At 56.9% G+C, this 26,448-nt stretch carries 25 protein-coding genes; 19 read left to right on the top strand and 6 right to left on the bottom strand.

Translation table 11 applies throughout. The features are described 5' to 3' along the window. Window positions 1–4 precede the first annotated feature (4 nt). A complete protein-coding gene (locus tag ACN0TS_RS12050; RefSeq protein ID WP_417259606.1) occupies window positions 5–1,177 on the top strand; it encodes an aminotransferase class V-fold PLP-dependent enzyme in 1,173 nt (390 codons plus the stop codon). 206 nt (window positions 1,178–1,383) lie between these two features. Next, a complete protein-coding gene (locus ACN0TS_RS12045; protein WP_417259605.1) occupies window positions 1,384–1,848 on the top strand; it encodes a MarR family winged helix-turn-helix transcriptional regulator in 465 nt (154 codons plus the stop codon). 67 nt (window positions 1,849–1,915) lie between these two features. On the opposite strand, the gene ACN0TS_RS12040 is transcribed toward ACN0TS_RS12045, so the two are convergent. From ACN0TS_RS12040 to ACN0TS_RS12030, 3 genes are read right to left on the bottom strand one after another with little or no spacing between them, the layout of a single operon-like run. After that, window positions 1,916–2,725: an SDR family NAD(P)-dependent oxidoreductase gene (locus ACN0TS_RS12040; RefSeq protein ID WP_417259604.1), complete on the bottom strand. Its 810-nt coding sequence runs from the start codon at window positions 2,723–2,725 to the stop codon at window positions 1,916–1,918. Beyond that, a complete protein-coding gene (locus tag ACN0TS_RS12035) occupies window positions 2,722–3,564 on the bottom strand; it encodes a fumarylacetoacetate hydrolase family protein (protein ID WP_417259603.1) in 843 nt (280 codons plus the stop codon). The genes ACN0TS_RS12040 and ACN0TS_RS12035 overlap by 4 nt, the downstream gene beginning before the upstream one ends. A 60-nt stretch (window positions 3,565–3,624) precedes the next feature. Beyond that, the gene (locus tag ACN0TS_RS12030) at window positions 3,625–4,050 is read right to left on the bottom strand and encodes a cupin domain-containing protein (RefSeq protein WP_417259602.1); all 426 of its coding nucleotides are present in this window, start codon (window positions 4,048–4,050) and stop codon (window positions 3,625–3,627) included. Window positions 4,051–4,397: 347 nt separating this feature from the next. On the opposite strand from ACN0TS_RS12030, the gene ACN0TS_RS12025 reads away from it, so the two are divergent. From ACN0TS_RS12025 to ACN0TS_RS11975, 11 genes are all read left to right on the top strand, one after another. Beyond that, window positions 4,398–5,192, top strand: a complete 795-nt coding sequence (locus tag ACN0TS_RS12025) for a cyclase family protein (protein ID WP_417259601.1) — start codon at window positions 4,398–4,400, stop codon at window positions 5,190–5,192. A 15-nt stretch (window positions 5,193–5,207) separates the two neighbouring features. After that, the gene (locus ACN0TS_RS12020) at window positions 5,208–6,773 is read left to right on the top strand and encodes a phytoene desaturase family protein (protein WP_417259600.1); all 1,566 of its coding nucleotides are present in this window, start codon (window positions 5,208–5,210) and stop codon (window positions 6,771–6,773) included. Next, entirely contained in the window at window positions 6,770–7,216 is a 447-nt protein-coding gene (locus tag ACN0TS_RS12015; protein WP_417259599.1) for a MarR family winged helix-turn-helix transcriptional regulator, read from the top strand. The genes ACN0TS_RS12020 and ACN0TS_RS12015 overlap by 4 nt, the downstream gene beginning before the upstream one ends. A gap of 14 nt (window positions 7,217–7,230) precedes the next feature. Next, window positions 7,231–9,375 carry a thiamine pyrophosphate-dependent enzyme gene (locus ACN0TS_RS12010; RefSeq protein WP_417259598.1) on the top strand — a complete coding sequence of 715 codons (2,145 nt, stop codon included), beginning with the start codon at window positions 7,231–7,233 and terminating at the stop codon, window positions 9,373–9,375. Window positions 9,376–9,386: 11 nt separating this feature from the next. Then, window positions 9,387–10,937: an indolepyruvate oxidoreductase subunit beta family protein gene (locus tag ACN0TS_RS12005; protein WP_417259597.1), complete on the top strand. Its 1,551-nt coding sequence runs from the start codon at window positions 9,387–9,389 to the stop codon at window positions 10,935–10,937. Window positions 10,938–10,940: 3 nt separating this feature from the next. Then, entirely contained in the window at window positions 10,941–12,485 is a 1,545-nt protein-coding gene (locus tag ACN0TS_RS12000; protein WP_417259596.1) for a phytoene desaturase family protein, read from the top strand. Between the two features lie 132 nt (window positions 12,486–12,617). After that, window positions 12,618–14,156 carry an ABC transporter substrate-binding protein gene (locus ACN0TS_RS11995; RefSeq protein ID WP_417259595.1) on the top strand — a complete coding sequence of 513 codons (1,539 nt, stop codon included), beginning with the start codon at window positions 12,618–12,620 and terminating at the stop codon, window positions 14,154–14,156. Between the two features lie 67 nt (window positions 14,157–14,223). Further along, entirely contained in the window at window positions 14,224–15,231 is a 1,008-nt protein-coding gene (locus ACN0TS_RS11990; RefSeq protein ID WP_303484970.1) for an ABC transporter permease, read from the top strand. A gap of 142 nt (window positions 15,232–15,373) precedes the next feature. After that, on the top strand, window positions 15,374–16,087 hold the full coding sequence (locus ACN0TS_RS11985) for an ABC transporter permease (protein ID WP_417259594.1): 714 nt from the start codon (window positions 15,374–15,376) through the stop codon (window positions 16,085–16,087). Next, window positions 16,084–16,983 carry an ABC transporter ATP-binding protein gene (locus ACN0TS_RS11980; protein ID WP_417259593.1) on the top strand — a complete coding sequence of 300 codons (900 nt, stop codon included), beginning with the start codon at window positions 16,084–16,086 and terminating at the stop codon, window positions 16,981–16,983. The genes ACN0TS_RS11985 and ACN0TS_RS11980 overlap by 4 nt, the downstream gene beginning before the upstream one ends. Beyond that, a complete protein-coding gene (locus ACN0TS_RS11975) occupies window positions 16,980–17,807 on the top strand; it encodes an ABC transporter ATP-binding protein (protein WP_417259592.1) in 828 nt (275 codons plus the stop codon). The genes ACN0TS_RS11980 and ACN0TS_RS11975 overlap by 4 nt, the downstream gene beginning before the upstream one ends. A gap of 58 nt (window positions 17,808–17,865) precedes the next feature. Here ACN0TS_RS11975 and ACN0TS_RS11970 read toward each other — a convergent pair whose 3' ends face one another. Then, window positions 17,866–18,285, bottom strand: a complete 420-nt coding sequence (locus ACN0TS_RS11970; RefSeq protein WP_417259591.1) for an acyl-CoA thioesterase — start codon at window positions 18,283–18,285, stop codon at window positions 17,866–17,868. 378 nt (window positions 18,286–18,663) lie between these two features. Here ACN0TS_RS11970 and ACN0TS_RS11965 point away from each other — a divergent pair, with 378 nt between their 5' ends. From ACN0TS_RS11965 to ACN0TS_RS11945, 5 genes are read left to right on the top strand one after another with little or no spacing between them, the layout of a single operon-like run. Next, window positions 18,664–20,946 (top strand): bifunctional salicylyl-CoA 5-hydroxylase/oxidoreductase, encoded by a 2,283-nt coding sequence (locus ACN0TS_RS11965; RefSeq protein ID WP_417259590.1) that lies wholly within the window; start codon window positions 18,664–18,666, stop codon window positions 20,944–20,946. Continuing rightward, window positions 20,943–21,686 carry an SDR family NAD(P)-dependent oxidoreductase gene (locus ACN0TS_RS11960; protein ID WP_417259589.1) on the top strand — a complete coding sequence of 248 codons (744 nt, stop codon included), beginning with the start codon at window positions 20,943–20,945 and terminating at the stop codon, window positions 21,684–21,686. Before ACN0TS_RS11965 ends, ACN0TS_RS11960 begins: the two co-directional genes overlap by 4 nt. Next, a complete protein-coding gene (locus ACN0TS_RS11955) occupies window positions 21,683–22,111 on the top strand; it encodes an acyl-CoA thioesterase (protein ID WP_417259588.1) in 429 nt (142 codons plus the stop codon). The genes ACN0TS_RS11960 and ACN0TS_RS11955 overlap by 4 nt, the downstream gene beginning before the upstream one ends. A 12-nt stretch (window positions 22,112–22,123) precedes the next feature. Then, window positions 22,124–22,537, top strand: coding sequence for a RidA family protein (locus tag ACN0TS_RS11950; protein WP_417259587.1), 414 nt, complete (start codon window positions 22,124–22,126; stop codon window positions 22,535–22,537). Continuing rightward, complete coding sequence (locus ACN0TS_RS11945; RefSeq protein ID WP_417259586.1) at window positions 22,530–22,907, top strand: hotdog domain-containing protein; 378 nt, start codon at window positions 22,530–22,532, stop codon at window positions 22,905–22,907. Before ACN0TS_RS11950 ends, ACN0TS_RS11945 begins: the two co-directional genes overlap by 8 nt. A gap of 24 nt (window positions 22,908–22,931) precedes the next feature. Here ACN0TS_RS11945 and ACN0TS_RS11940 read toward each other — a convergent pair whose 3' ends face one another. Both ACN0TS_RS11940 and ACN0TS_RS11935 read right to left on the bottom strand, forming a co-directional pair. Further along, on the bottom strand, window positions 22,932–23,603 hold the full coding sequence (locus ACN0TS_RS11940; protein WP_417259585.1) for an HAD family hydrolase: 672 nt from the start codon (window positions 23,601–23,603) through the stop codon (window positions 22,932–22,934). 47 nt (window positions 23,604–23,650) lie between these two features. Beyond that, window positions 23,651–24,469 (bottom strand): sugar phosphate isomerase/epimerase family protein, encoded by an 819-nt coding sequence (locus ACN0TS_RS11935; protein WP_417259584.1) that lies wholly within the window; start codon window positions 24,467–24,469, stop codon window positions 23,651–23,653. A gap of 304 nt (window positions 24,470–24,773) precedes the next feature. Here ACN0TS_RS11935 and ACN0TS_RS11930 point away from each other — a divergent pair, with 304 nt between their 5' ends. After that, window positions 24,774–26,414, top strand: a complete 1,641-nt coding sequence (locus tag ACN0TS_RS11930; RefSeq protein WP_417259583.1) for an ABC transporter substrate-binding protein — start codon at window positions 24,774–24,776, stop codon at window positions 26,412–26,414. Window positions 26,415–26,448: the final 34 nt, after the last annotated feature.

The following is a 26,448-nucleotide window of genomic DNA, read 5'->3' as shown; positions in this document are numbered from 1 at the left end:
TAAAATGTCCACATCACCCAAAACTGGCGATGCCTATTTGCTGTACCATTCCATCGGCCAATACGAAGGCAAGAAAGACGATATGGCTGCGGGCCTTGCCGACTTTTGCGACGTTTGGGGCGCAGCAAATGGCGACCAATGGGGCGACGTTCTCGGCAAGCGCCAAGAGTTCATCGACCTGTGGGCCGAATTGATTCACGCCCCCAAAGGCACCGTAACGACGACCGAAAGTGTAACCACAGGCCTGATGTCCGTGATTGGCGCCTTGCCCGAGGGCACATTACGCGGCAAGCGGGTTTTGGTTGCTGAAGACGGCTTTCCGTCGCTGCACTTCCTCCTGACAGGTCTGGCTAAACGCTTTGAGTTCACCCTCACGACTGTGCCTATCCGCCAAGGTGGAAACTGGGTTGAAGCCGAGGACATCATTTCCGAGTGGGATGAGACCGTCGCTGTTGCCCTGCTAACATGGGTCAGCTCGACAAGTTCGCACCGCCTGGACATTCCGCAGCTCGTCGCCCACGGGCGTGAGATGGGGACGATTATTGGGGTCGACCTGACGCAAGCTGCGGGTCTATTGCCCTACGACGTGACCGCGCCAAAAGTCGACTTCGCCCTGTCCACGAGTCTCAAGTGGATGTGCGGCACCCCTGGCGCTGGTATGATATATATGGACCATGATCTCTTGCTGCGCTGCGAGCCCGAATTGCGTGGCTGGTTCTCACAAGACAACCCGTTCTCTTGGGACTTGGACAAATTCAAATTCGCCGATGACGCGCGCCGACTGGATAGCGGAACACCATCGAGCGTCTCCGCATTGGCCAGCCTACCTGCCATGAGATGGCGCATGGCGCAAGACAGCGACAAAATCGCAGCGCATAACCGCAAGCTTACAGGTCTCCTCCAAGAAGGACTGGAAGACATGGGGCTTATCCTCGCCAGCCCTACGAACCCCGACGAACGCGGCGGCAGCCTAATGGTCAACCTCCCCGACAGCCTCCCCGCCGCCGAGGTAGTTGCTGCACTGCGCGAACAGGCCATCTTCATGGACAATCGCAGCCAAATTTTGCGGATGTCCCCCGGCGTGCTGACAACCGAAGATGGCGTAATACGGACGCTGAAAGCACTGCGCGAGATCGTGCAGCCCGCAGAGAGCCGCACCGCCGTAGCTACACTGTAATCAACACATCAAAACCACTGGGGAGCGCCACTCAAGCATGGCCTCCCCGCTCTACAGACTTCGGGGCAGCTCACGGGTCATCTATTTTAGGCTGCGCCCGCTTGAACAACCTCAAAGCCGAGCAAACCCCTAAATGTCGCTTTACCGACAACCTATAAAGTTGGTATATAAAACAAATTAGAAACAGTGAATTTTAGGGGCACATTATGGATAGCGCAACGACCACAGGCATCGCCGACGAGCACCTCGCCCGCCAACGTCTTCGTCTTTGGCTTCAGATGTTAAAAGCGACACGCCACATTGAGAGCGCCCTTCGTGAGCGCCTTCGTGCAGGGTATGACACCACCCTGCCGCGCTTTGATGTTTTGGCGACATTACACGCCACGCCAGAAGGCATGAAAATGAGCGAACTTTCAGCCCACCTCGTAGTCTCCAACGGCAACGTGACAGGCGTTGTGGATCGCCTCGTCGCTGACGGCCTCGCAGAACGCACCAACCTGCCAAAAGATCGCCGCGCATTTTTGGTGCGCATCACGGACAAAGGACGTGCCTTGATGGATGAGATGACATCGGAACACCTGATGTGGGTCAACGATCTGTTTGACAACGTCACGGAAGCGGACGCCGCGCGCGCCATTTCAATCATGCTCGACATTCGCCAGAAGGCTTAGCCTCCACACACAAAAGCCCCCCGACCATTTGGACGAGGGGCTTTTTCTTTATGCGCGAGCAGGCGTCTTACAGAATGCCCGTTTCCTTTGCGACACGGCGATATCCGGCCCCCGCGGTGAAGCCACCGTCGATGACGATATCTTCGCCCGTGATGAAACCAGACCCGTCAGACGCGAGGAACAGCACGAGCTGCGCCACCTCATCGGCCTCACCTGCGCGTTGTGCGGGCGTCATTGAGATCATCGGGCCAAGGTGTGGAGACTCGCGGTTGAGGTCGGTGACGATCAAGCCGGGGCAGATCGCATTCACGCGAATACCGTCATCCGCAAACTCCATCGCCGCCGTGCGCGTCAATCCGCGGATCGCCCATTTGGACGAGGTGTAGGCGGGGTCATAGTGACCCGAGAATCCGCTATTGGACGAGATATTGACGATGCTACCGCCACCCGTTTCCGCCATCATAGGCGCACAGAGTTTGACACCGATAAACGCGCCCGTTGCGTTGACATCCAAGACCTTACGCCATTCTTCAACCGACATGTCACGAATGACCTTGCGGTTGATAATGCCCGCGTTGTTGACCAAAACGTCAAGGCGTCCCGTCCATGCTTTCACAACATCAAGCGCCGCCGCCCACTCCGCCTCGGAAGTGACGTCTAGCTTGCAGAACCGCACAGGCTTGCCATCGGCCTGAAGGCGTTCAGCAAGTGCCTTCCCGTCCTCTTCTAGCACATCACAGATTAAAACCTGCGCGCCTGCGGTGGCCAAGAGTTCAACCTCAACCGCCCCCTGCCCGCGCGCGCCACCTGTGACAATCGCCGTTTTTCCGTTCAAATCCGTTAGGGCCGCTTTGGCCTTTTCAAAGTCAATACTCATGCTTGCACCATCACTTGTCGTTGTTCGCCCAAACCAGCAGCCCCGAGCGTCACAACCTGCCCCTCCTTGAGGAAGGTCGGAGGCTTCATGCCCAAGCCAACACCGGGAGGAGTGCCCGTTGCGATGATATCGCCCGCTTCAAGCGTCATGAATTGCGAGATGTAATGCACCAGATGCGCAACACCGAAGATCATGGTTTTGGTATTGCCCGTTTGGCGCCGTTCGCCGTCAACATCGAGCCAGAGATCAATGTTCTGAACATCCGCGATCTCGTCTTTCGTGACCATCCACGGGCCGACAGGACCAAAGGTATCGTGGCTTTTACCCTTCACCCATTGGCCGCCACGCTCGGACTGAAAGCGGCGCTCGGAGACGTCATTCACCAGGGCATAGCCAGCGACGTAGTCAAGGGCGTCAGCCTCCGACACGTATTTCGCACGCTTGCCAATCACGATGCCCAGCTCGATTTCCCAATCCGTGCGGTCAGAGCCGCGCGGGATTTCGACGTTGTCATATGGCCCGCACATGGCTGTGGTGGCCTTGGAGAACAACACAGGCTCGGCGGGTGGCTCTTTGCCCGTTTCGCGCGCGTGGTCGGCATAATTCAAACCAACACATAGAAACTTGCCTGGACGTGCAATCGCTGAACCAATGCGTGGCGTTCCGTCGACAAGCGGCAAGTCCATTGGATTGAGGGCCGCCAATTTGGCAAGGCCTTCAGGTGCGAGTGCCTGTGCGTCGATGTCATCAACATACTGCGAGATGTCGCGCATATTGCCATCGGCATCCAAGAGTGCGGGGCGTTCTGAGCCAGCAGGCCCATAGCGAAGAAGCTTCATACAGCGTCCTTTTCATGGTGGCCTCTCCCCCGCGAACGCAGCGGAGAGGTAGCAATGAGATCAAGCGCGACGGTAGCCTTCGAGGGCTTCGTCGGGCACATCAGGCAGGTTTGTGACAAGATTGTCAGGCGTACGGCATGTAAGCCACACGAGCTCCTCGGTCGTGCTCATATTCACTTCAACATGCGGCATGTATGGAGGAACAAAAACAAAATCGCCTTCATAGAGATCGGTGTATTCCTTGTAGTCTTCACCGAAATAGATGCGACCGTGACCTTTCAGGACATAGCCACCTGTTTCGCATTCCTCGTGATGGTGCGGAGGGGAGCGGTGCCCTGGATCATTACTGACGCGGCCAAACCAGATCTTGGTCGCAGGAGTGTGCTGCGGGCTCACGCCGGATTTACGTACGCATTCGCCAGATTGCAGCGTGCTGTCATCGAGTTCGTTCGAACGCGTGACGACGGGAACAACTTTATCAGTCATGTAGAATGGCTCCTCAAATTTCATTGCGACGTCGGTGTCGCGACGCGATGATCCTGTCAGATTATATTTTAAACCTCAACTGTTTTTGGGCGGCGACTCGCAATTACTGCAAATTCTGCACATGACGTGACTTTCTGCGCCTGCAGTATGATTCTCAGGCAAACCGCCGAATGAACCCTTATTTTATTGCCTCAAATTTAGTCACCGAAAAAGATAAGACGCCGTGAACGCCCTTTGTTGAAAAGAAAAATCCACTTTTGGAAATTTTGCGCTTGAAGAAACTTAATACATGTATTTGCATATGATTTAATCAATACACCAAAACTATCACTCAGGGAGTTTCTATAATGTCCACGAAAGACACACTCGCAAATCTCGCCTCCGGCCTTCTGGATGGCTCCATCAAAGTCGTCGATTGCACGGCACCTTTGGGCCCCGACACGCCGCTTTTGAAACTGCCGCCAGAACTGGCAGACGACACGCCCAAAATCGAAATCCACGAAATTTCCCGCTATGGCGACCGTGGTCCATTCTGGGCATGGAACTGGCTCAAATTGGGCGAACACTCCGGCACGCACTACGATGCACCGCACCACTGGATTTCGGGTAAAGACTACCCTGACGGCTCGGTCGACACCATTGCGCCACAGAACTTTGTCGCCCCCGCCAACGTCATCGACTGTTCCAAAGAAGCCGCTGAAAACTCTGATTTCTTGCTGACGGTTGAGCATGTGAAGGCATGGGAAGCGGAGCACGGCGAGATCAAAGAAGGCGAATGGGTTTTGATGCGCACTGATTGGGACCAATACAACGACGACGAGGACAAATACCTCAACGCCGACGAAAACGGCCCGCACACCCCTGGCCCAACCGCCGAAGTTATCACCTATCTGATGGAAGAGAAGAAGGCACTTGGTTGGGGCACACAGTGTATTGGGACGGATGCCGGCGCTGCTGGTGGGTTCGAGATTCCCTTCCCTGCGCACTTCTTGCTGCACAAACACAACCGCTACGGTCTGGCCTCTCTGACCAACCTGAGCGAGTTGCCAGCCAAGGGCGCGATTCTCGTCACCGCGCCACTCAAGATCGTTAAGGGCACAGGCTCGCCGATCCGCGCACTTGCACTCGTTCCTGCGTCCTAAGTCGGAGTTCGCACCATGACCGCACCCCTCGATATCGCCATCATCGGCAGTGGCATCAACGCGCTGACCGCTGGCGCAATGCTTGCCAAATCCGGCAAACGCGTCGCGCTGTTCGAGCGTGAGGACGTCGCGGGCGGCTGTATGCGGTCTGAAACACTGGCCGAGGGGGTCACTTATGATCCCCTCGCCACCACCTTTGTTCTTTGGGTCACGGGGGCCGCACATGGGGCACTTGGCGATGATCTCGCCCGCCACGGCGTCGAGTTTTGCGCCACGGACACCCCTACGGGTGTTCTGCTCCCTGATGGGCGGGCGCTCACCTATACAACTGATCGCGCCGCAAATGTGCGTGCGTTCGATGCCGTGCATTCCGGAGACGGCGCACAATTGGCCGCCGATCTGGACGCCTTTGGCGCGGATGCCGAGCTTCTGTTCGGCCTTATGGGAGGCGATCCGTGGTCAAAATCCACGGCGAAACTTCTCGCAAAAGAGACTTGGAAACGCAAACCACGCGGGCTCGCCACAACGATGGGCGGCGCATTGCAATCCATGCGCGGCTGGCTCGAAACCTCCTTTCAAGACGAGCTGACCCGTGCGCTTTGGGCACCGTGGTGCCTCCACGCTGGCCTCGGCCCAGAAGCCGCCTTCTCTGGTCAAATGGGACAAGTGATCGGTTTCGCCTTGGAAGCTGCGGGTGCGCCCGTGATCAAGGGCGGAACGGCCGACATGGTGCGCGGATTGATCGCGATCATCGAGGAAAACGGCGGAGCTGTTCACACGCGTACCGAAGTAGCCAACATTACCGTGCGCAACGGAATTGCCACGGGCATCACGCTCGGTGACGGCCAAGACGTCGCTGCGAAAAAGGTGCTTGCCTCCGTGACGCCGCACCAACTGTACGAAGACCTGGCACCGAATGCAGACAAAGAAGATGATCTGCGCAAATATCGCTATGGAAAGGGGAATTTCCAACTTCACTACCTGCTGGACGGTCCTGTCAAATGGAAGACCGACGGGCTTGATACCGTGCAATTGTTGCACATCACGCCGGGTCTTGATGGCGTCTCCAAAGCAGGCAATGAGGCCGAGCGTGGTTTGCTGCCAGACGTTCCCACCATCTGCGTTGGACAGCCTACCGCCGCGGATCCGAGCCGCGCACCTGAGGGGCAGACCGTTCTGTGGCTGCAACTGCCCGAAGCCCCTCGCCACATCAAAGGCGATGCTCGCGGCGAGATTGACACACCCGAAGACGGTCAATGGACTGAAGCCGTGCGCGAGGCCTACGCCGATCGCGTCGAGGCTATTCTGGCAGACCACATCGACGGGTTCAAAGATCAGATCAAGACGCGCCGCGCCATCTCACCTGCGGACCTGCAAGGCTACAACATGAACCTCGTCGGCGGCGACCCCTATGGTGGTGCCTGCTCGATTGAGCAGTTCTTCCTCTGGCGTCCGTTTGCCGACACCGTGCGCCATGAAACGGGAATAAAAAACCTCTACCACATCGGCGCATCCACCCACCCCGGCCCCGGCCTCTCCGGCGGCTCCGGCTTCCTGACGGCAAAGGAATTGGGGGCATGAGTGATCGCACCGAAGACCTTGAGGAGTTCACGCCATACCTGATGAACCGCATCATGGCGCGCTATAACAAAGGCGTCGATGCCGCCCTCAAAGAGGTGGGTGTCTCGGTCGCACAAATGCGCGCACTTGTCGTGCTCGCGGACAACGGGCCGTGCACCATTTCCGAACTCTCGGTTCTCACCGTTATCAAACAATCCACGCTCTCGCGCACCCTCGACACGATGGAGGCAGCGGCACTCATCAAGCGTGAAAGCCGCGATGGTGACAGCCGCTATCGCCTCATCAGCCTCACAAAAACAGGCCGTGCAGCCTATGACGCCGCTTGGCCCGCCATGCTCGGGATGCGCGACACCATGCTCAACGCGTTGTCCGACGACGAACGCGCCACATTCAATCAACTGTTGCTGCGGATTTTTTACGACATCCGCCACCACGAATATTAAGTCAGGAGCCACCTATGGCCGAAAGATCATTTGCCAAGGAAGTCGAAAAACTAAAGCAAGGTGAGGGCGAGGTCTTCACGGGTGAAGGTATCCTTGCCATCACCAAGGCGCTGTTGGAAAACGGCGTGGGCTATGTGGGTGGCTACCAAGGCTCCCCCATTTCCCACTTGATGGATGTATTGGCAGATGCCCAAGAAATCCTTGGCGAGCTTGGCGTACACTTCGAGGCCTCCGCCTCCGAGGCAACGGCGACTGCGATGCTCGCGGCTTCGGTGCATTACCCCATTCGCGGCGCGGTGACATACAAGTCCGTTGTCGGCACCAACGTGGCCTCCGATGCCCTCTCCAACCTTGCCTCAGGCGGGGTGACGGGCGGCGCGTTGATTATCGTTGGCGAGGACTACGGCGAAGGTTCGTCCATCATGCAGGAGCGCACCTATGCGTTCGCCATGAAATCACAGGTCTGGATGCTTGATCCGCGCCCGAACCTCCCCGCGATTGTGGACGCTGTTGGGCATGGCTTTGAGCTATCCGAGATTTCCAACACGCCTGTGATGTTGCAGGTCGGCATTCGTTCGTGCCACGTGCACGGCCACTTCGACGCCAAGGATAACAAGCGCCCCGACATGACCGTGTCGGATGCGCTCGAAAATCCCGCGCGTCAATTGGACCGCATCGTGTTGCCCCCCGCAACCTACCTGCACGAAGAAGAGAAGCTCACCAAACGCTTGCCCGCCGCGCAAAACTACATCCTCGAAAAAGAGATCAACGAGCGCTTTGGCAAGTCTGGCGCAAAGGTCGGCCTGATCCTCCAAGGCGGCACCTACAACACCGTGATCCGCGCGTTGAACCGCCTCGGCCTTGCCGATCTCTATGGCGACACGGACATGGATATGCTCGTGCTCAACTGCATCTATCCATTGGTCGACAGTCAGATCATGGACTTCTGCGAGGGCAAAGACGCCGTCTTGATCATCGAAGAAGGTCACCCGAACTACATCGAACAGCAGATCGCGCATATGCTCTACAAGGGCGGCAAAACGGTCAAACTCGAGGGCAAGGGCAAATTGCCCATGGGCGGTGAGTACACCGGTCAGGTCATGGTCGATGGCATCGGCGCGTTCCTGTCTGAACATGCCGCCGAGATGCTGCCGATTGCGAAAGTTGCGACAAACGAAGAGCCGGTTGCGATCCCTGATCTGTCGAAAACCCTGCCTGCGCGCCCACCCGGGTTCTGCACAGGCTGTCCCGAGCGCCCTATTTTTGCGGCAACCAAACTGGTTGAAGAGGAATTGGGAGAGCACCACATTTCATCCGACATCGGCTGTCACCTGTTCTCGATCATGCCGCCCTTTGATCTGGGTGCGACAACGATGGGCTACGGCCTTGGCCCCGCCTCTGCCGCTGCCTTCCACAATGAAAACAAAGAGGGGCGTCGCTCGATCTCCTTCGTGGGTGATGGTGGATTTTGGCACAACGGCTTGACCAGCTCGGTCGGCAACGCGGTGTTCAACAAATCCGACAACGTCATTGTGATCGTCGACAACTTCTACTCGGCCGCGACCGGCGGTCAGGACATCCTGTCGTCTCGCGCAGACAACAAGACCAAGCAAACCCAGAACTCTATCGTCGACGCCTGTAAAGGCATGGGCGTCAAATGGATTCGCCAGATCGACCGCACCTATGACGTGACCAAAGTGCGCGACACACTCAAAGAGGCGCTCACCACACCAGAAAGTGGTCCGAAGGTTATCGTCGCCTCCTCCGAGTGCATGTTGAACAAACAGCGCCGCGTGAAGCCGCAACTGGCCAAAGCCGCCAAAGAGGGCAAACGCGTTGTGCGGCCACGGTTCGGTGTGGACGAGGATATCTGCACGGGCGATCACGCCTGTATGCGCCTGTCGGGCTGTCCATCACTGTCGGTCAAGGACACGGGTGATCCATTGCGTGACGATCCAGTGGCCGCGATTGACCAGACCTGTGTCGGCTGCGGCAACTGTGGCGAGGTGGCCGATGCGGCGATCCTTTGCCCGTCCTTCTTCCAAGCCGAGATTGTTTCGAACCCAAGTCAAACCGAAAAGCGACGCGCCAAGCGGAGCCAGAAAATCATCTCGTGGCTACAAACACGCCGTGACGCCAAGCGCGTTGCCTTCGCTTAAGGACCATTCTTATGAACATCCAAACAAACCCGATTGTTGCCCGTCGTTCTCCCGGTCCAGATGGGGAGAAAATCATAACACTCGCGGCCTTGGCCGTTGGTGGACAGGGCGGCGGCGTGCTGACCAACTGGATTGTCGCCGTGGCCGAGGCCAATGGTTTTCGTGCCCAATCCACCTCGGTGGCGGGCGTAGCCCAGCGGACAGGTGCCACGATCTACTACGTCGAGATGTGCCGTGACACGGGCCGCGCACCCGTCTTTTCGCTGTCCCCCTCCATCGGTGACGTCGACATTTTGATGGCGTCCGAATTGATGGAAGGCGGGCGAGCGATCACACGCGGCTTCGTCACACCAGGACGCACAACGCTAATCGCCTCCACGCACCGCATCGCCGCAGTTTCCGAAAAGGTAAATCCCGGCGACGGTCGTGTGGATGGCGCTGACGTGATCGAAGCCATGGGCATCGCTGCCGATCATGTGGTGGCGTTTGATATGGAAACGGTTGCCAAACGCGCAGGCTCGGTGATCTCCTCCTCCCTGCTCGGTGCATTGGCGGGCTCTGGCTCTCTGCCGTTCCCGCGCGAAAGTTTCGAAGAGGTGATCCGCAAATCGGGTCGCGGCGTCGAGGCAAGTTTGCGTGCGTTTGGCGATGCCTATGACATCGCGAAGGGCATCACACCCGCGCCACAGCCCGAAGATGTTGAAGCGCCAATTTTGCCCGTGCTTCACGTACCCCAAAAGTTGAAAACGAAATGGGCCACTTTAGAGGCTCGCGTTGCTGCTCTGCCCGAAGACGCCCGCGAAATGACGGCTCTGGGATTGCAAAAAGTCGTGGATTACCAAGACGTAGACTACGGGTCGGACTACCTCGACATGGTCGAGAAAATCGTAGCACTCGACACGACTCCTTATGAAATGAGCATCAATGCCGCCAAGTATTGCGCCCGTGCACTCTGCTACGATGACATCCTACGTGTCGCCGACATCAAAACCCGCGCCTCTCGGTTTGAGCGCGTGAAAAACGAAGTGGTCGTGAAAGACGACCAACTATTGATGTTGACCGAATACTTCCACCCGCGGTTCGAAGAATTCACAACCACCCTTCCCCGCAGCCTCGGAAAATGGCTCCAACGCCGCAAAGGGCTTGAGGCATTTTATAGCAAACACTTCGACAAGGGACGCCGGATTCGCACGGACAGCCTGCGCGGGTTCATGATGCTTTGGATCGTCTCGTCACTGCGCCCTTACCGCCGCAAATTGCTCAGACACGAAAGCGAAATGGCGCACGTAGACGCATGGTTCAACACAGTTTGCGACCTCGCAAAAAGTGATCCCGCATTGGCTAGCGAAGTCCTTGCCAACTACCGCCTGATCAAAGGGTATTCCGACACCCACGCACGCGGCCTGTCTAAATTCGCTCGCGTCATGGGCGCGCTTGAGCTGCTCGAAGGACGCGCAGATGCAGCCGATTGGATGCGCCGTTTGCGTGTTGCCGCCCTGGATGACGTTAAAGGCGATAGCCTCGATGGCGCGCTTGCAACCGTAGAAAGCTTTGCGAGGTAACATATGAAAACACCTGTCATCATCATCGGCGCTGGCATCAACGGCCTTGTCGCAGCGGCGGATTTGGCCGCACGCGGCACGCCCGTGCGCGTGTTGGAACGTGGCCCGACAGCAGGGGGCGCGGTGCGCACCGAAGCGCTGACCCTCCCCGGATTTCGCCACGACGTCGCGGCGATGAACCTGTCCATGTTCGCAGGGTCGCAATTCATGGCCCGTCACGGGGATGAGATGGCAAAGCATGGCATGGAGTTTGTGCCTATTGACCGCCCCTTTGCGCAGGCGATGGAGCCGGGCGATCATCTGGGCGTGACGACGGATGTTGATGAAACGTTAAGCACCTTTAACTCTCAAGCCGACAAAGACACATGGCGCGCCTTGATGGAGGATTTTCCCGAACGCGCTGGCGTTGTTGGTGGCCTGCTCGGCACACCCATGCGGCGTTGGCCATTGGCGAAATTCCTTTGGAAGACTTGGCGCAGCCTTGGCACAGCCAAGAGCCTAGAGGTCGCGCAATTCCTGATGTCGTCACCGCGCGACTGGCTCGACGCCAACTTTGAAGACCCACGTCTCCGCACAGCCCTGTCCACATGGGGAATGCACCTCGATTTCGCGCCCGACATCGCAGGCGGCGCAATCTTCCCCTACCTTGAGGCCATGGGCGGACAGGCCATGGGCATGGTCATCGGCAAAGGCGGTGCAGATGTAGCGACCCGCGCGCTCGTCTCCATGATCGAAGCGCACGGCGGGAGTGTCGAGTGCAACAGTGAAATTACGCAAATCTTGCATATGAATGGCAAAGCCACAGGCGTGATTTCAAACGGCGAAAAAATCGAAGCCTCAACTATCCTCGCAGGTCTCGCGCCGAAACATCTCGTGCGTCTGACAGGCGACACATCAGACGCCCGCTTCGACAAAGGAATGAAGTCCTTCCGTCACGCGCCAGGAACAATGATGATCCATCTCGCGCTCGACAAACAAGTTCCGTGGCTGGCGGAAGCGCTCAAAAAATTCGCCTACGTTCACATTGGCCGCACCATCGACACTGCTTCGCGCACTTATGCGCAAGCTGTTGCGGGGCAGCTTCCCGACACGCCCCTGCTCGTCGTCGGACAACCAACCGTATTTGACCCAAGCCGCGCGCCCGACGGCAAACACACGCTTTGGGTTCAAGTCCGTGTCGTGCCCGCCGAGATCAAGGGGGACGCAAAAGGGGAAATCTCTGAGACAAACTGGCAAGACGCGAAAGCGCCGATGGCCGAGCGCGCCCTTGACCTGATCGAAGAGCAAGCACCTGGTTTCCGAGATCTGATCCTTGGGCAGCACGTAGTGTCCCCCCTCGATCTGGAGGCCGAGAACCCCAATCTCGTTGGTGGGGATCAGATTTGCGGCTCCCACCACCTGACGCAAAACTTCCTCTTCCGTCCCGTGCGCGGCTTTGCCGACGGCCAAACCCCGATTGAAGGACTGCATATGATCGGTGCGGCCTGTTGGCCAGGCGCTGGCACAGGTGCCGCCTCGGGTTTCTTTGCAGCGCAAACAATCAAATAGAGCATTTTCTGAACATAAATGAAGAGCAGAGTCTATTTTTGCTTTAATTATGAAATTTTATGCTCAAACTACTTTCGAAACAAACATGAGTCCGAAAAACGGACCTTTTCGCATTAACAAGGAGTATCGCAAATGTCTGACAAAATGAATCTCACGCGACGTGGCTTCATGGGCACATCCGCCGCCCTCGCCACGCTCTTCGCCAGTGGCGTCCCATTGTCCGCGCAAGACGCCGACAACCTCACAATCGCCTATAACATTCCCGTGCAAAGCTGGGATCCAACCACAGGCCCCGCCGCAGTAAACCCTGCGCTACAGTCTATCTATCTGGCTGTATTTGACCGCTACATCGAGCAAGCCCCCGACCTGTCTTTCGGCCCTGGCCTTCTGACCGAATGGGGTTTCAACGACGATCAAAGCAAGGTCACAATGACCGTGCGTGAAGGCGTAAAATGGCACAATGGCGACGACTTCACTCCTGAGGATGTTGTCTGGTCCCTCGAACGCGCCGCCAATCCCGAGACAGGCAACCCGATGCAATTCGTCTGGTCCAAGATCGGAAATTTCACGGTTGAGGGTAACGTCATCACCGCCGACGTGCTGGGCTTTGAGCCCGCACTGTTCAAATGGATGGCCTTCCTCACAGCGTTCATTTTGCCGAAAAACTACTACGAAGAAGTCGGTGCAGACGGATTTGAAAAAGCTCCCATCGGCACAGGCCCCTACATGGTCGACGCGTTCGAGCAAGGTGCCTATGTGCGCTTGAAAGCCTTCGCTGACTACTGGGGCGGCGCGCCTGAATTTGAAACGGTTACCGTCAAATTCGTCACCGACGCCGCATCGCGTGTCGCGGAGATTGAATCGGGCAATGCCGACATCACCTCCAACATGCCCTATGAGGAATATGATCGCCTAATCGCCAAAGATGGCCTATCCGGCGAAGCAGTGCCCGTCACAGATATCGGCATGATCTTCCTCAACGACATCGACGTCATGCTCGACAAAAACGTGCGCCTCGCCGCCCACCACGCGATAGACAAACAGCTGATCATTGATCGCTTGCTGCGCGGATACGGCGTGCCTTTGGCGACCCTCGAGGTGCCGGGCTATGCAGCTTATGACGAGAGCATTACCTTTGACTATGACCCTGAAAAGTCTGTCGAACTTCTCGCTGCATCAGGTTACTCCTCCGACAATCCTGTGCGTTTCACAATCCAAACCACCCGTGGGTTCAAGCCCAAGGATTACGAGATGATCCAAGCCATTGTCGGCATGTGGCGCAAGGTCGGGATTGAGGCCGAGATTGAGGTCTATGAGATCGCGAAACACTACGAGTTGCGCGCAACAGATACCCTCGCCCCTGCGGCGTTCTACAACTGGGGCAACTCAATTGGCGACCCATCGACCTCAACCGGTTTTGCCATGTTCGGCCCCTCCCCCCATTCGGTTTGGGACTCGCCAGATCTGGTCGAGATGATGGCACCACTGTTCTCGGAAAGCGACGAAGAGGCCCGCATTCAGGGCTTTAAAGACGTGTCGCGCTACATCGCAGAAGAAGGCTATGTCATCCCGCTTTTGCAGTACGTGATGCCGATTGTTTACGCGTCCTCCGTGAAAGTGACGCCATACACGTCTGGCGATTTGCTTCCGCAAGCCGTCACCAAAGCCTAAGCCCCAAAAGGCACAATCTCGGATCGCACGCTGTGGCGGTCCGAGACCATAACCCAGTGAGACTCTCATGCTTTTGAAATCCGTCCTTGTGCGGCTCCTGACAACAGCGATCACGTTGTTTGGGGTGGCCGTCGTCGTCTTCACGCTTGTGCGTGTGGCCCCCGGCAACCCCATTTCGATGATGCTGCCGCCGGGCGCGACCGAAGATGACATCGCGGCGCTAACCGCCCTTTACGGCTTTGACAAAAGCCTACCCGAACAGTTTGTGATCTGGCTCGGCGGGGTACTTCATGGAGATTTCGGGACATCCATCACAATGCGCCAACCTGTGGTCGGACTTGTGCTTGGACGCCTGCCCGCCACGCTCGAGCTCTCCACGATGGCGCTTTTGATCGCCGTGGGTTTGGGCGGATTGGTCGCCGTCATTGGCGCTCGCAAACGGGGCACAGCGACCGAAGTCGGCCTCGACCTGACCAGCGGGGCGGCCCTGTCGATACCGGATTTTCTCTGGGGCCTGATCTTCGTTTTGCTCTTCGGGGTTTTGTGGCCCGTCCTCTCCATTTCCGGACGCATTGATCCCCGTCTCGACTTTGATTTTACCACCAACTTCTACCTGATCGAAGGGGTGCTGCGCGGCCGGTTCGACGTTGTCGGCTCGACACTATCGCATATGCTTATGCCCGCCATGTCGCTCGCATTGCCACTGGCTGCGATGATCGCACAATTGCTAAAACAAAACCTCAAAGAGGTTTTGGCACAAGATTACACCACATTGGCGCGGGTGCGAGGCTTCTCCGAGACAGCCGTAATTTTACGTGAAGCGTTGCGCAATGCAGCACTTCCCACACTCGCTCTGGTGGGGGTGCAGTTCACCTTCTTGATCGGTGGCACCGTGATCGTCGAGCGCCTCTTTGCGTATGAGGGGCTCGGGAATATGGCCATCGACGCAGTGATCAACCGTGACCTGCCGTTGATCCAAGGCATCGTTTTGCTCTTCGCCGCCCTCTTTACCGTGATCAACCTTCTGGTCGATCTGTCCTATACTCTTTTGAACCCGAGGTTGCGCCATGGTTGATGTGACACCAACACAGACGCGTGCACGCGTCCGCCGTATCAATTTCCGTTTGTGGGTTCCCTTGACGTGGATTGCAGTAGTGTTTGTAGCCGCGCTCTTCGCTCCCCTCCTTGCGCCACACGATCCTTTGGCCCAAGATCTCATGCTTGAGCGGTTACCACCCTTCTTTATGAGTGGCTCCGAACCGGGGTATTTGCTCGGCACCGACAGCTTGGGCCGCGACGTACTATCGCGTATGATCTACGGCGCACGAATTGCCCTGTTTGTTGGCGTCGTCGCAGCGCTCAGCACCGGCATCTTCGGCTCGATACTCGGTCTGGTCGCCGGCTATTATGGCGGTTGGTGGGATCGTGTGATCTCGAGGCTCGTCGACATCTGGATGGCCTTCCCACCCGTATTGTTCGCCGTGCTTTTGGTGGCAGTCATGGGCACAGGCCTCACCTCTGTTATCGCTGCTATTGCCTTGATCGACTGGACCCGTTTCGCCCGTGTAATCCGCGCCGAAACGATGGTTCAGGCGCATATGGATTACGTCGACAGCGCCCGTATCGGCGGCGCGCGCCGCTTGGCTACACTATTTAGTGAAATCCTGCCCAATGTCTTGCCGTCGATCATCGCGCTTTTGATGTTGGAAATGGGTATCGCCATCATCGTCGAGGCTATTTTGAGCTTCGTAAATCTGTCGATCTCATCCGATGATCCAACGTGGGGCTCGATGATAGCGGAGGGCCGCGGCGCCATTCACTTCGCGTGGTGGGTGCTTCTCTTCCCCCTTATTGCGCTGTTCCTCACCGTGTTGAGTTTCTCGACATTGGGCGAAGGCCTCAAGAAACAATTTGATCCGGTGCTCCAATGACCCAGCCAACCCCACATGCTAAAACACTCGACATCATCCAGCTCAATGTAACCTTGCCGAACGGCATACGCCTGTTGCGGAATGTGTCCTTGTCGCTTGACCCCGGCGAAGTGCGTGCCCTGGTCGGCGAAAGCGGCGCGGGTAAATCCATGATCGGCAAAGCCGTGCTTGGCATCCTTCCCAACGGAATCAAAATCGGGAGTGGTGAAATCCTCCTTGAAGGCGAACATTTAAACGCGCTGACCCCCAAAAGCCGCCGCAGTACCGTCGCCAAGATGTCGGCGCTGATTCCGCAAGATCCGCTCACCGCACTAAATCCCGTCCGCAAAATCGGGCCACAGATCACCGATCCCCTCACCCGCATTCACGGTTGGAGCTATGACCGTGCCCTCGAGCGAACCCTTGAATTACTAGACCGCGTCCACATCCGTGATCCTAAGCGCGTCATGGCAAGCTACCCGCACGAAATGTCTGGCGGGATGCGCCAACGCATTTTGATCGCCGCAGCCTTCGCCCCTTCCCCGCGTTTGATCGTGGCCGACGAACCGACTACGGCGCTGGATGTGACAGTCCAAAAACAAATTTTGCGTCTCATTCGCGAGTTACAACAGGAAACAGGGACGAGCGTTTTGTTTGTCACCCACGACATGGGCGTCGTTGCCAAGATCAGTCAGAAAGTCACAGTGCTTTTCGAAGGACGCGTCGTCGAAGATGCCCCTACGCGCACCGTGTTTGAAAACCCCGCCCACGCCTACACCCGCGCGCTCATTGCAGCGACGCCAACACCGAATGCCACAACGGAGCCATTTCGCCCCGTTCCCACGGATTTGATCGACACGCTTCACCGCGAGACACAAGCCGCGGATGCGCTATATACCCAAAGGGCTCGCAGATGAGTAACTCCGTATCTCCCACCCCGACCGCTTTGTTTTCAATAAAAAACCTGCGTTTGTCATTCGCCGATCGCGCTCATAAACCCCTCATTGGTGCCGCGCCTCGCATCACCGTTTTGAAGGGATTGAGCCTCGACATCCCTGAGGGACGCATCACCGGCATTGTCGGAGAAAGCGGCTCGGGAAAATCCACTTTCGGGCGTGTTCTCGTGCGGCTCCTCTCGCCCGATTCAGGTCAGGTTATGTTTGACGGTAAAGAGATTGGAGACCTCGACGAGCAGGCACTTCGTCCTCTGCGCCGCGACCTTCAGATGATCTTTCAAGACCCGATGTCCTCCCTCAACCCGCGCCATAAAGTGTGGCGCATCATTGCCCAACCGATGAAACGTTACGGGCGCGGCGGCACACGAGATGACGCCATTGCAGCACTTGGGAAAGTGGGCCTGCCCGCCCATTTCGCAGATCGCCACCCCCACGAATTGTCGGGTGGCCAGCGCCAGCGGGTCGGGATTGCACGCGCCATTGCATTGGAGCCACGATTTATTCTGGCGGATGAAATTGTGTCGGGGCTGGATGTATCCAGTCAGGCGCAAGTGTTGTCGCTGCTCAAGAACCTTGCCCGCGACATGGGGCTCACAGTGGCATTTATCAGCCACGACCTCTCCGTCATTCGGCACCTGTGTGATGATGTTATCGTGCTAAATCATGGGGAGATCGTCGACAGCGGGCCTGTTGAAGAGGTGTTTGAAAACCCTCAATCCGAGATCACCAAAACGCTTCTCGCCGCAATTCCACGGCCCGAAATAGATGAAAGCTGGTTCAACTAAACCAAAGAAGACACGCGCCGGAGCCCGAGCACAGGCGCGTGTCTTTTCATTGCGTTGACTATTTCGCCAGTTCAGGATGCAAGTATCGCTCCAAACCCGCGCGACAATCGTCAGGCCAAGGATGAGATTTGTGGTCTTTGGTTGAGGTCATCACGATGAGCTGCTCGATGGTCCAAATGACATCTTCGCCCACTTTGACAACCGTGTAGAGATCAAGGGACGATTTGCCAATTTTGCGTACATGCACATTGAAGTCGAGGATGTCGCCGTAGACTGCTGGCTTTTTGAATTCGATGTTCATTTTCACGCTTGGCAGGCCAAGGTGACGCTCGAACATCAGCTCTTTCCATGTCACGCCAAAGGAAGCGAACATGGCTTCGTTGACGTCGACCAGATAGGACAAATAGGCGGGATGGTAGGCGATACCAGTGAGGTCGCAATCGCCAAAGCGCATGGGCTTTGAAATCGTAAAGGGCATAATTCGTTCCTTTCAGTGTCGCAGAGGCGTTGCGACGAACCGCGGCTTCACCTCCTGATTTTTACTTCCTATAATAATTTATGTTTAAAATTTATTCCGATGTCAAACACCCAATCCTCAAGTCGCCCACAATCCGAGCGATCTGCGATTCTTTTGATCGAATTTGGCGACAGTAGCCACAATGTAAAATTTATAAATCATTCATATAATGGCAAGATAGTGAGAAAAATAAGGGGAACAGTACCATCTGCGTGACGCAAAGCCCAATCCGCATCAATCCGCCTTACCTGTTGACAGGGTGCAGCGACACAATTACCTTTATGTTTAAAGTAAATTAAAGTGGCGATCCTCCCCGCCCTTCAGCAAAGGATAACAGCAATGAAGATAGCAGTTCTTGGTGCCGGACCGTCTGGTCTCTACTTTGCAATCTCGATGAAGCTGCGCAATTCGGCGCATGATATCACGGTTTATGAACGCAATCGCTTTGACGACACCTTTGGGTGGGGCGTGGTTCTGTCCGACGAAACAATGAGCAATTTCGAGGACAACGACCCCGTCAGCGAGAAGATGATCCGCGACAACTTCGCCTACTGGGATGACGTAAAAACTGTCCGTGGCGATGAGTCCATGACATCTGGCGGGCACGGCTTTAGCGGCATCGGACGCAAAAAACTCCTCATCCTTTTGCAAGATCGCGCACGCGAATTGGGTGTAAATCTGGAATTCGAACACAATCTGGACGCAGAAAAAATTGCAGCCCTTAAGGAAGCAAACGATCTGGTTGTCGCCGCTGACGGACTGAACTCCATGACGCGCAAGATCTATGAGGACAAGTTCAATCCAGAGATCGACATGCGACAGAACCACTTTGTGTGGCTCGGGACGCACCAGAAATTCGACGACGCCTTCACCTTCATCTTTGAGAAAACGGAGCATGGCTGGATCTGGGCGCACGCCTATCAATTTGACGACGACACAGCGACGTTCATTGTCGAATGTGGTCCGGAAACATACAAAGCATTCGGGTTCGACAAGCTAGATCAAGCGGCGAGCATTGCCCTATGCGAAGAGATTTTCGCCAAGCACCTCGGCGGTCATTCGTTGATGACCAACGCCAATCACATTCGTGGCTCGGCGTGGATTCAGTTCCCTCGCGTCACCTGTGAAAACTGGTATTTCGAGAACGTTGTATTGCTTGGAGATGCCTCCGCAACGGCACACTTCTCCATCGGTTCCGGCTCAAAGCTTGGCATGGAAAGCGCCATTGCCTTGGCCGACGCGATTGAGTCAGGCAAGCCACTCGACGAAGCACTTCACACCTATCAAGATGAGCGCAAACTCCAAGTGCTGCGCGTCACATCAGCGGCCCGCAACTCGACAGAATGGTTCGAAGATGTCGAGCGTTACCTGAACCTTGACATGATGCAATTCAGCTACTCTTTGCTCACCCGTTCGCAGCGTATCAGCCATGAAAACCTACGCTTGCGCGACCCCGAATGGATGGCCAAGGCGGAGGCATGGTTCCAGAAGAAAGCTGGCGGCACCGAAGGGCGCAGTCCGATGTTCGCGCCGTTTAAATTGCGCGACATGGAATTGGAAAACCGTGTCGTCGTCTCGCCCATGGCGCAATACAAAGCGCAGGATGGCAACCCGACAGATTGGCATTTTGTCCATTACTCCGAACGCGCCAAGGGCGGTGCGGGCCTCGTCTTCACCGAAATGCTGTGCGTTTCCAAAGAAGGGCGCATCACACCAGGTTGCCCGTGCATCAGCGAAGACCAAGTCCCTGCATGGTCACGCCTGACGGAGTTCGTCCATACGGAAACCCCCGCGAAAATCTGCGCCCAAATCGGCCACGCGGGGCGCAAAGGCTCCACACGTTTGGCATGGGACGGGATCGACAAGCCGCTCGATGAGGGCAACTGGGATCTCCTTTCTGCGTCCGCCATTCCCTTGATGGAGGGCAACGTAGTTCCCAAAGCAATGGACCGCTCCGATATGGATATGGTGAAGGCGCAATTCGTCGCCTCTGTCAAAGCAGCCGCCAAGGCTAACTTCGACATGATCGAGATGCACGCCGCCCACGGCTACCTCCTGGCCTCGTTCATCTCGCCTGTGACCAACAAACGAAGCGACGAATACGGTGGATCATTGGAAAACCGCATGCGGTATCCGCTAGAGATTTTCCACGCGATGCGTGCTGAATGGCCCGAGGACAAGCCGATGACGGTTCGGATTTCGGCGCATGACTGGATGGGCGACGCGGGCGTTTCCCCCGAAGATGCAGTTGCCATTGCGCAGATGTTTAAGGATGCAGGCGCAGATGCGATCAACGTCTCCTCTGGCCAAACGGACAAGGCTGAGCAGCCGGTGTATGGCCGCATGTTCCAAGTGCCCTTCTCGGATCGTGTGCGCAATGATGTAGACGCGCCGACGCTTGTTGCAGGCAACATTTACGAACCCGATCACGTCAATTCTATCTTGATGGCGGGTCGTGCCGATCTTGTCCTTCTGGCCCGTCCGCATCTCGCGGACCCCTACTGGACCCTGCATGCCGCTGTTGAATTGGGCGATACGAAACAAGCATGGCCTGCCCCCTATGAGGGTGGACGCCGCCAAGCCAACACATTGGCCGAACGCGCCAAGGCGATGTCGGCATGAGTTTGTCGGGAAAAACGGCCTTTGTCACGGGAGGCGGCTCCGGTGTTGGGGCCGTCATCGCAACGCAATTGGCCGAGGCGGGCGCACGGGTGACAATCTGTGGTCGCCGTTTGGCACCGCTTGAAACGGTCGCGGCGACGCATCCGAACATCACGGCGGTTGTTGCAGACATTACAGATGAGGCGGCGATTTCTGCCGCGATTGCGGGTGCTTCTCCTGACATCGTTGTTGCGAACGCAGGTGCCTCCGAAAGCGCGCCCTTTGTCAAAACCGAGCTTGAGGCCTTCGAGCGCATGATGAAAGTCAACGTCACGGGCACGTTTTTGACATTGCGTGAAGGCGCCAAAGCCATGAAGGGCAAACCTTGGGGCCGCCTCATTGCCATCGCCTCGACGGCGGGTATCAAAGGCTACCCCTACGTAGCGCCTTACGCAGCTGCGAAGCATGGCGTGGTGGGCATGGTGAAATCCGTAGCGCTCGAATTCGCGCGCAAGGGCATCACCGTCAACGCCATCTGTCCCGGCTTTCTGGACACGGAAATGACCCAACGCTCGATCGCCAACATCGTCGAGAAAACGGGCCGTAGCCAAGAGGAGGCGCGCGCCTCCCTTGAGGCAACAAATCCGATGCATCGCCTTGTCCCCCCCGAAGACGTCGCATCATCTGTCCTTTGGCTTTGCAGCCAAGGCTCTGATATGGTCACCGGCCAGAGCATTTCTGTATCCGGAGGCGAGACATGAGCGAGATTTTCAAACTGAAGCGGCAGGTTGAGTTCAACCACTGCGACCCAGCGGGCATTGTATTTTATCCGCGCTATTTCGAGATGATTTCCTCTGTCACCGAGCGGTTCTTTTCCGACGCGCTTGACCTGAGCTGGGCCAAAATCGTGCTCACGCAGGATCATGGCACACCAATGGGGAATATCGAGGTCCGCTTTCATGCCCCCTCCAAGCTCGAAGACTGGCTGGATTTCTCCTTGACGGTCAAACGCATTGGACGGTCCTCTGCGACTTTGCACATTGAATGCCACTGTGACGGAGAGCCGCGCTTCACCTGCGTAGCGACACTCGTCTATGCCAATATCAAAACCGGGAAATCCGATGCGTGGCCAGAAGCCGCACGCGCAGCGATGATCCGATTCCAACCTCCTCTCAAAGACAAATAAGAAAGTCCCGCCATGAGTGCTCTCAAACCCCACATGTTTCTGCAACCAGATGGTTGGGCCCCCGCAAAGGGCTATTCAAATGGCGTCATGGCCGAAGGCAAAATGGTCTTCACAGGCGGTCTCGTCGGCTGGAATGCCCAACAGGAGTGGGAGCATGACGACATGGTCGCACAGTTCCGCCAGACCTTGGAGAACATCGTCGCCGTTTTGGCTAGCGCGGGCGCGAAACCCGAGCACCTCGTGCGCCTGACATGGTATATTACCGACAAGCAGGAATATAACGACAACCTGCGCGCGTTTGGTGCCGCTTACCGCGATGTCATCGGGCGTCATTTTCCCGCGATGGCCGTGGTGCAAGTGGTCTCATTGATGGAAGACAAGGCAAAGATCGAGATCGAAGCCACTGCGGTGATCCCCAATGAGTGACCAGCCGACCCGTCCCGACACTGCCCCCGTTGTCGTCACCGTCGCGCCCTATGATGCCGTCACGCCACGTGGCGCAGTCACGGGCGCGTGGATTTTGGGGCAGTTCGACACCGCGGCAGGTCTTGCGGGCAAGAAATTCTCTGGCGGAGAGGCTTTGATTTTGTCGATCAAAGACTTTACCTTCCACGCCGCTCTTTCTGCATGGGAAGAATTTGTCATCCATGCTGAGCCGGTCCGCAAGGGCAACAGCTCTTTTGATCTGTCCTTTTCAGGATGGGCCGATCCCGATGGCGCGTGCACCCGCATTTTTAGCGCAACCGCCGTTCTCATTGCAGTTGATGACGACGGAAAACCACGCAAACTGACATAGCGGCACGGGGCGTTATACCCGCGCTTACTGTGCGGGAATGGGGTCTGCGCATAGGAGGGGGATGAGGTCTTGCGCGGTAGCGACAGCGCAAAAGGCTCCCGCAGCCATCAGTTGATCGGCATGATCAGGCGTAGTGTGTCCCCCGCCCGTAAAGCCAATGGCCCTTGCCCCTGCGGCGACAGCCCCCGCGATACCTGTCGGGCTATCATCAATGACCAGACAGTTTTGCGCCTCGACGCCCATGCGTTGCGCCGCAAAGTAGAATAGATCGGGTGCAGGTTTGCCCTGCGCCACATCATCGGCACTGAACACACGCGGACCGAAATGAGCGGCCAGTCCTGTCAGTCCCAAGGTGAGCGCGAGACGTTCATGCCCGCTGTTCGAGGTCACACAACTTGGCAAGCGCAATGCCTCCAGAACCTGTGCGATCCCCGCTACGGGCTGCAACTGCTCCCGAAACCGCTGATATACCTCGCGCGTATATAGCTCTTGATACGTAGCGGGAAGCTCGACGCCGAAGGTGGCGCGAATATAGGCTGCGGAATCCTTGGCGGTTTTGCCCAGAAGGGTCGCAAGTACCTCATCGGTGGTCAGCTCGACGCCAAACTCCGCAAGGCATTCTGCCGTGGTTTCAGCAGCAAGTCGTTCACTGGCGATCAGAACGCCATCACAGTCAAAGCAAATCAGATCCGTCATCAGTGGTCCTCACATAGGGATGTCAATTGTTTCAAGCGGCTCGTGATCTACTCCGCCAACCCCAACCCGCGCAGATAATCTGCTGAAGGACGGATGCCCGATTTATCACGGAGTTCCATGATCAGGCGCGGTTTGCTCGTCAGTTGAGCCAGAGCAGAAAACACGGCGGGCCAGTTCACAGTGCCCTTTCCAATCGCCCAATGACGGTCGGCATAGCCATCGGCGTCTTGCAGATGGATATGCTCCAACAAATCGCCTGCGCGATGCACATAATAATCGACGGGCGGCGCCATAGTGGTGCCGTGGGCGTAATGGGCGTGACCCGTGTCGATGGAGACCTTGACGGCTGCGCTATCGAAGCTACGCGCCAGTTCACAACGGGCATCGGGATCTTTGTCCTCGATGTTTTCGAGAACCATCGTCACCCCTATGGATTCAGCCCGCGCGATCACGGGATCAAGCGTGGCGTGGACCAGATCGACAACATCCCGTCTACCGTTTTTCGCATTGTCGAGATTGTTATACATCCATGTGGTGTAGGGGCTATGGATCACCATTTGCGTTGCGCCAAGCGCCTCGCAGACCGCCAAGCCCTGCTCCATACGCCGCGTGACTAGGGCCCGCACGTCTGCGTCAGGGTTGGCTAGGGACAGCCCCCAAAACGGCCCGTGAATACCCAAACGTCCCGAATAGCCATCAAGCAGGCCACGCGCCCGTTCCACCAAAGGCATCCAATCGCCATTCAACACATCGGCGGTGATAAAGTCCTGAAGTTCGAGATCGCGTTGCGCGTCGATAATCCAGTCGCGATGCGTCTCCAAAGCGTCGAGCGGCATGGCCGCGCCGAGAACGGGAAGAGATGTCATAGAATGCTCCATAGCTGAAAGGCATCGCCAAGAGGCGACACGACAAAGGGAAGGAAACGGCCCTGATTGGGCCTTTCGCTGCCCTGTGCTACGGCGGCTCTATGACAGGTTGATAACAAGCAGAACAAAATCGGCGCACATTGTGCCATTTGGCACATGTATCAAAACCGTAACCTAAGCGTCTCACAGCTGTCACATAGCTCGGGTTGTTTGCGCTCTGTCGAGGGCGGCTTGCTGCTGCCTTCGCCCGAAATTCCATGCGGGCCTCTCGGTGATGTCCGTACTTCCTTTAGGAGACAGAGAAATGATCAACCTCAATCGTCGTCACGCACTCGGCCTGATGGGGGCCTCCGTCGGCGGCCTCATCCTTCCTGGCTATTTGCGCGCCCAGACACAGCGACCTTCGGTCACTATTGCAGTGCAAAAAATCACCAACAACAACACACTCGACCCGTGGAACGAACAATCCAACGTCGGCGAGCGTGTCCTTTACCCCAATCTTTGGGAAGGCTTGATCCTGCGCGACTGGATGGGCAATCAGGGCCCTGTCCCTGGTCTGGCGACCGAATGGCACCGTATTGATGACAAGACGTTGGAATTGAAACTTCGCAAGGGCGTGAAATTCCACAACGGCGACGAAATGACTGCCGAAGATGTGGCGTTTTCTTTCTCCGCCGAGCGCGTGTTCGGCGAGACCCAGCCCGCAGGTGGCAAAACGATTTTTGCCGAAAACTTCAAACCGGAAACGGCCAAAGATATTCCGGCAAACGTCCCTGGCATCGGTCGCCGCAAATGGCCATCGCTCGCAGGCGTCGAAATCGTCGACAAATACACCGTGCGCTTTCACAACGCGACGCCTGACGTGACGCTGGAAGGCCGCCTTTATGCAGGTGGCAGCCAGATCCTCAACCGCCGCGCGTGGGATGAAGCTGCGACCTATACCGATTGGGCAGGCAAGCCTGTGACAACCGGCCCTTACATGGTCGAAGATTACCGCCCAGATGTTTCGCTGACACTCGTGGCCTTTGATGACTACTGGGGTGGTCGCCCACCACTTGAGCGCATCACCTTTGTTGAAGTGCCCGAAGTGGCAAGTCGCGTGAACGGTCTGCTGTCTGGCGAGTATGATTTTGCCTGTGACCTGCCACCTGACCAGATCGGCAACGTTATGAATGTGGACGGGTTCGAAGTGCAGAACTCCACCATCTGGAACCATCGCATTTCGGTGTTCAACACGCAAAACGACATCCTTGCCGATCCGCTTGTCCGTCGCGCCATGACCCATGCGATTGACCGCGAGGCTATCGTTCAGGCGCTCTGGGGCGGGATGACCAATGTGCCCGCAGGTCTGCAATTCGAAAGCTTCCGCTCCTCGGATATGTTCATCGAGGGATGGGCCGCACCGGAATACAATCCGCAGCTGGCCCGCGATCTGCTCAAACAGGCCGGCTACAAGGGTGACGCAATCCCTTACCGCTTGCTCAACAACTACTACACCAACCAGACCTCCAACGGTCAGATCATGGTTGAGATGTGGAAGCAGGTCGGTCTCAACGTCGAGATCGAGATGAAGGAAAACTGGGGCCAGATCCACGACCCTGAAGGCGTCAAGGGTGTGCGCGACTGGTCGGCCTCCAACACGATCAACGACCCCATCACCCCGATGGTCGTCCAGTTCGGCCCCAACGGCGAAGTCCAGCAAAAGCAAGACTGGAGCAATGCGGAGTTGAACGAACTGTCCATTGTGATGGAAACCTCGACCGACCGCGCAAACCGCAAAAAGGCCATCGCGCGGATGCTCGAAATCGCCGAACGCGAAGACCCTGCCTATCAGGTTCTGCACCAGAACGCGGTCTTTACGGGTATGCGCTCCGATCTTGGTTGGAAGGCGGCTCCTGCCTTCGCAATGGATTTCCGCGCCGAGAACTGGCCAACAAGCGGCTAACCCTCTGACACTGGACCTCGGCGGGCGCAGGCTC

Source organism: Celeribacter sp. (assembly GCF_048266405.1).
GTDB lineage: Bacteria > Pseudomonadota > Alphaproteobacteria > Rhodobacterales > Rhodobacteraceae > Celeribacter.
The sequence above is the reverse complement of the archived record's forward strand: the minus strand, read 5'-3'. Positions and strand labels throughout refer to the sequence as shown.

Excerpts from the sequence above, each read along its gene's own strand:
- ACN0TS_RS12005 (WP_417259597.1), top strand. The coding sequence starts at position 9,387 with ATGAACATCCAAACAAACCCGATTGTTGCCCGTCGTTCTCCCGGTCCA.
- ACN0TS_RS11980 (WP_417259593.1), top strand. The coding sequence starts at position 16,084 with ATGACCCAGCCAACCCCACATGCTAAAACACTCGACATCATCCAGCTC.
- ACN0TS_RS11935 (WP_417259584.1), bottom strand. The coding sequence starts at position 24,469 with ATGACATCTCTTCCCGTTCTCGGCGCGGCCATGCCGCTCGACGCTTTG.
- ACN0TS_RS12035 (WP_417259603.1), bottom strand. The coding sequence starts at position 3,564 with ATGAAGCTTCTTCGCTATGGGCCTGCTGGCTCAGAACGCCCCGCACTC.
- ACN0TS_RS12045 (WP_417259605.1), top strand. The coding sequence starts at position 1,384 with ATGGATAGCGCAACGACCACAGGCATCGCCGACGAGCACCTCGCCCGC.
- ACN0TS_RS12050 (WP_417259606.1), top strand. The coding sequence starts at position 5 with ATGTCCACATCACCCAAAACTGGCGATGCCTATTTGCTGTACCATTCC.
- ACN0TS_RS11970 (WP_417259591.1), bottom strand. The coding sequence starts at position 18,285 with ATGCCCTTTACGATTTCAAAGCCCATGCGCTTTGGCGATTGCGACCTC.
- ACN0TS_RS12020 (WP_417259600.1), top strand. The coding sequence starts at position 5,208 with ATGACCGCACCCCTCGATATCGCCATCATCGGCAGTGGCATCAACGCG.
- ACN0TS_RS12015 (WP_417259599.1), top strand. The coding sequence starts at position 6,770 with ATGAGTGATCGCACCGAAGACCTTGAGGAGTTCACGCCATACCTGATG.
- ACN0TS_RS11990 (WP_303484970.1), top strand. The coding sequence starts at position 14,224 with ATGCTTTTGAAATCCGTCCTTGTGCGGCTCCTGACAACAGCGATCACG.
- ACN0TS_RS11940 (WP_417259585.1), bottom strand. The coding sequence starts at position 23,603 with ATGACGGATCTGATTTGCTTTGACTGTGATGGCGTTCTGATCGCCAGT.
- ACN0TS_RS11975 (WP_417259592.1), top strand. The coding sequence starts at position 16,980 with ATGAGTAACTCCGTATCTCCCACCCCGACCGCTTTGTTTTCAATAAAA.
- ACN0TS_RS12030 (WP_417259602.1), bottom strand. The coding sequence starts at position 4,050 with ATGACTGATAAAGTTGTTCCCGTCGTCACGCGTTCGAACGAACTCGAT.
- ACN0TS_RS11960 (WP_417259589.1), top strand. The coding sequence starts at position 20,943 with ATGAGTTTGTCGGGAAAAACGGCCTTTGTCACGGGAGGCGGCTCCGGT.
- ACN0TS_RS11965 (WP_417259590.1), top strand. The coding sequence starts at position 18,664 with ATGAAGATAGCAGTTCTTGGTGCCGGACCGTCTGGTCTCTACTTTGCA.
- ACN0TS_RS11945 (WP_417259586.1), top strand. The coding sequence starts at position 22,530 with ATGAGTGACCAGCCGACCCGTCCCGACACTGCCCCCGTTGTCGTCACC.
- ACN0TS_RS11985 (WP_417259594.1), top strand. The coding sequence starts at position 15,374 with ATGCTTGAGCGGTTACCACCCTTCTTTATGAGTGGCTCCGAACCGGGG.
- ACN0TS_RS12040 (WP_417259604.1), bottom strand. The coding sequence starts at position 2,725 with ATGAGTATTGACTTTGAAAAGGCCAAAGCGGCCCTAACGGATTTGAAC.
- ACN0TS_RS12010 (WP_417259598.1), top strand. The coding sequence starts at position 7,231 with ATGGCCGAAAGATCATTTGCCAAGGAAGTCGAAAAACTAAAGCAAGGT.
- ACN0TS_RS11930 (WP_417259583.1), top strand. The coding sequence starts at position 24,774 with ATGATCAACCTCAATCGTCGTCACGCACTCGGCCTGATGGGGGCCTCC.
- ACN0TS_RS11955 (WP_417259588.1), top strand. The coding sequence starts at position 21,683 with ATGAGCGAGATTTTCAAACTGAAGCGGCAGGTTGAGTTCAACCACTGC.
- ACN0TS_RS11995 (WP_417259595.1), top strand. The coding sequence starts at position 12,618 with ATGTCTGACAAAATGAATCTCACGCGACGTGGCTTCATGGGCACATCC.
- ACN0TS_RS12000 (WP_417259596.1), top strand. The coding sequence starts at position 10,941 with ATGAAAACACCTGTCATCATCATCGGCGCTGGCATCAACGGCCTTGTC.
- ACN0TS_RS12025 (WP_417259601.1), top strand. The coding sequence starts at position 4,398 with ATGTCCACGAAAGACACACTCGCAAATCTCGCCTCCGGCCTTCTGGAT.
- ACN0TS_RS11950 (WP_417259587.1), top strand. The coding sequence starts at position 22,124 with ATGAGTGCTCTCAAACCCCACATGTTTCTGCAACCAGATGGTTGGGCC.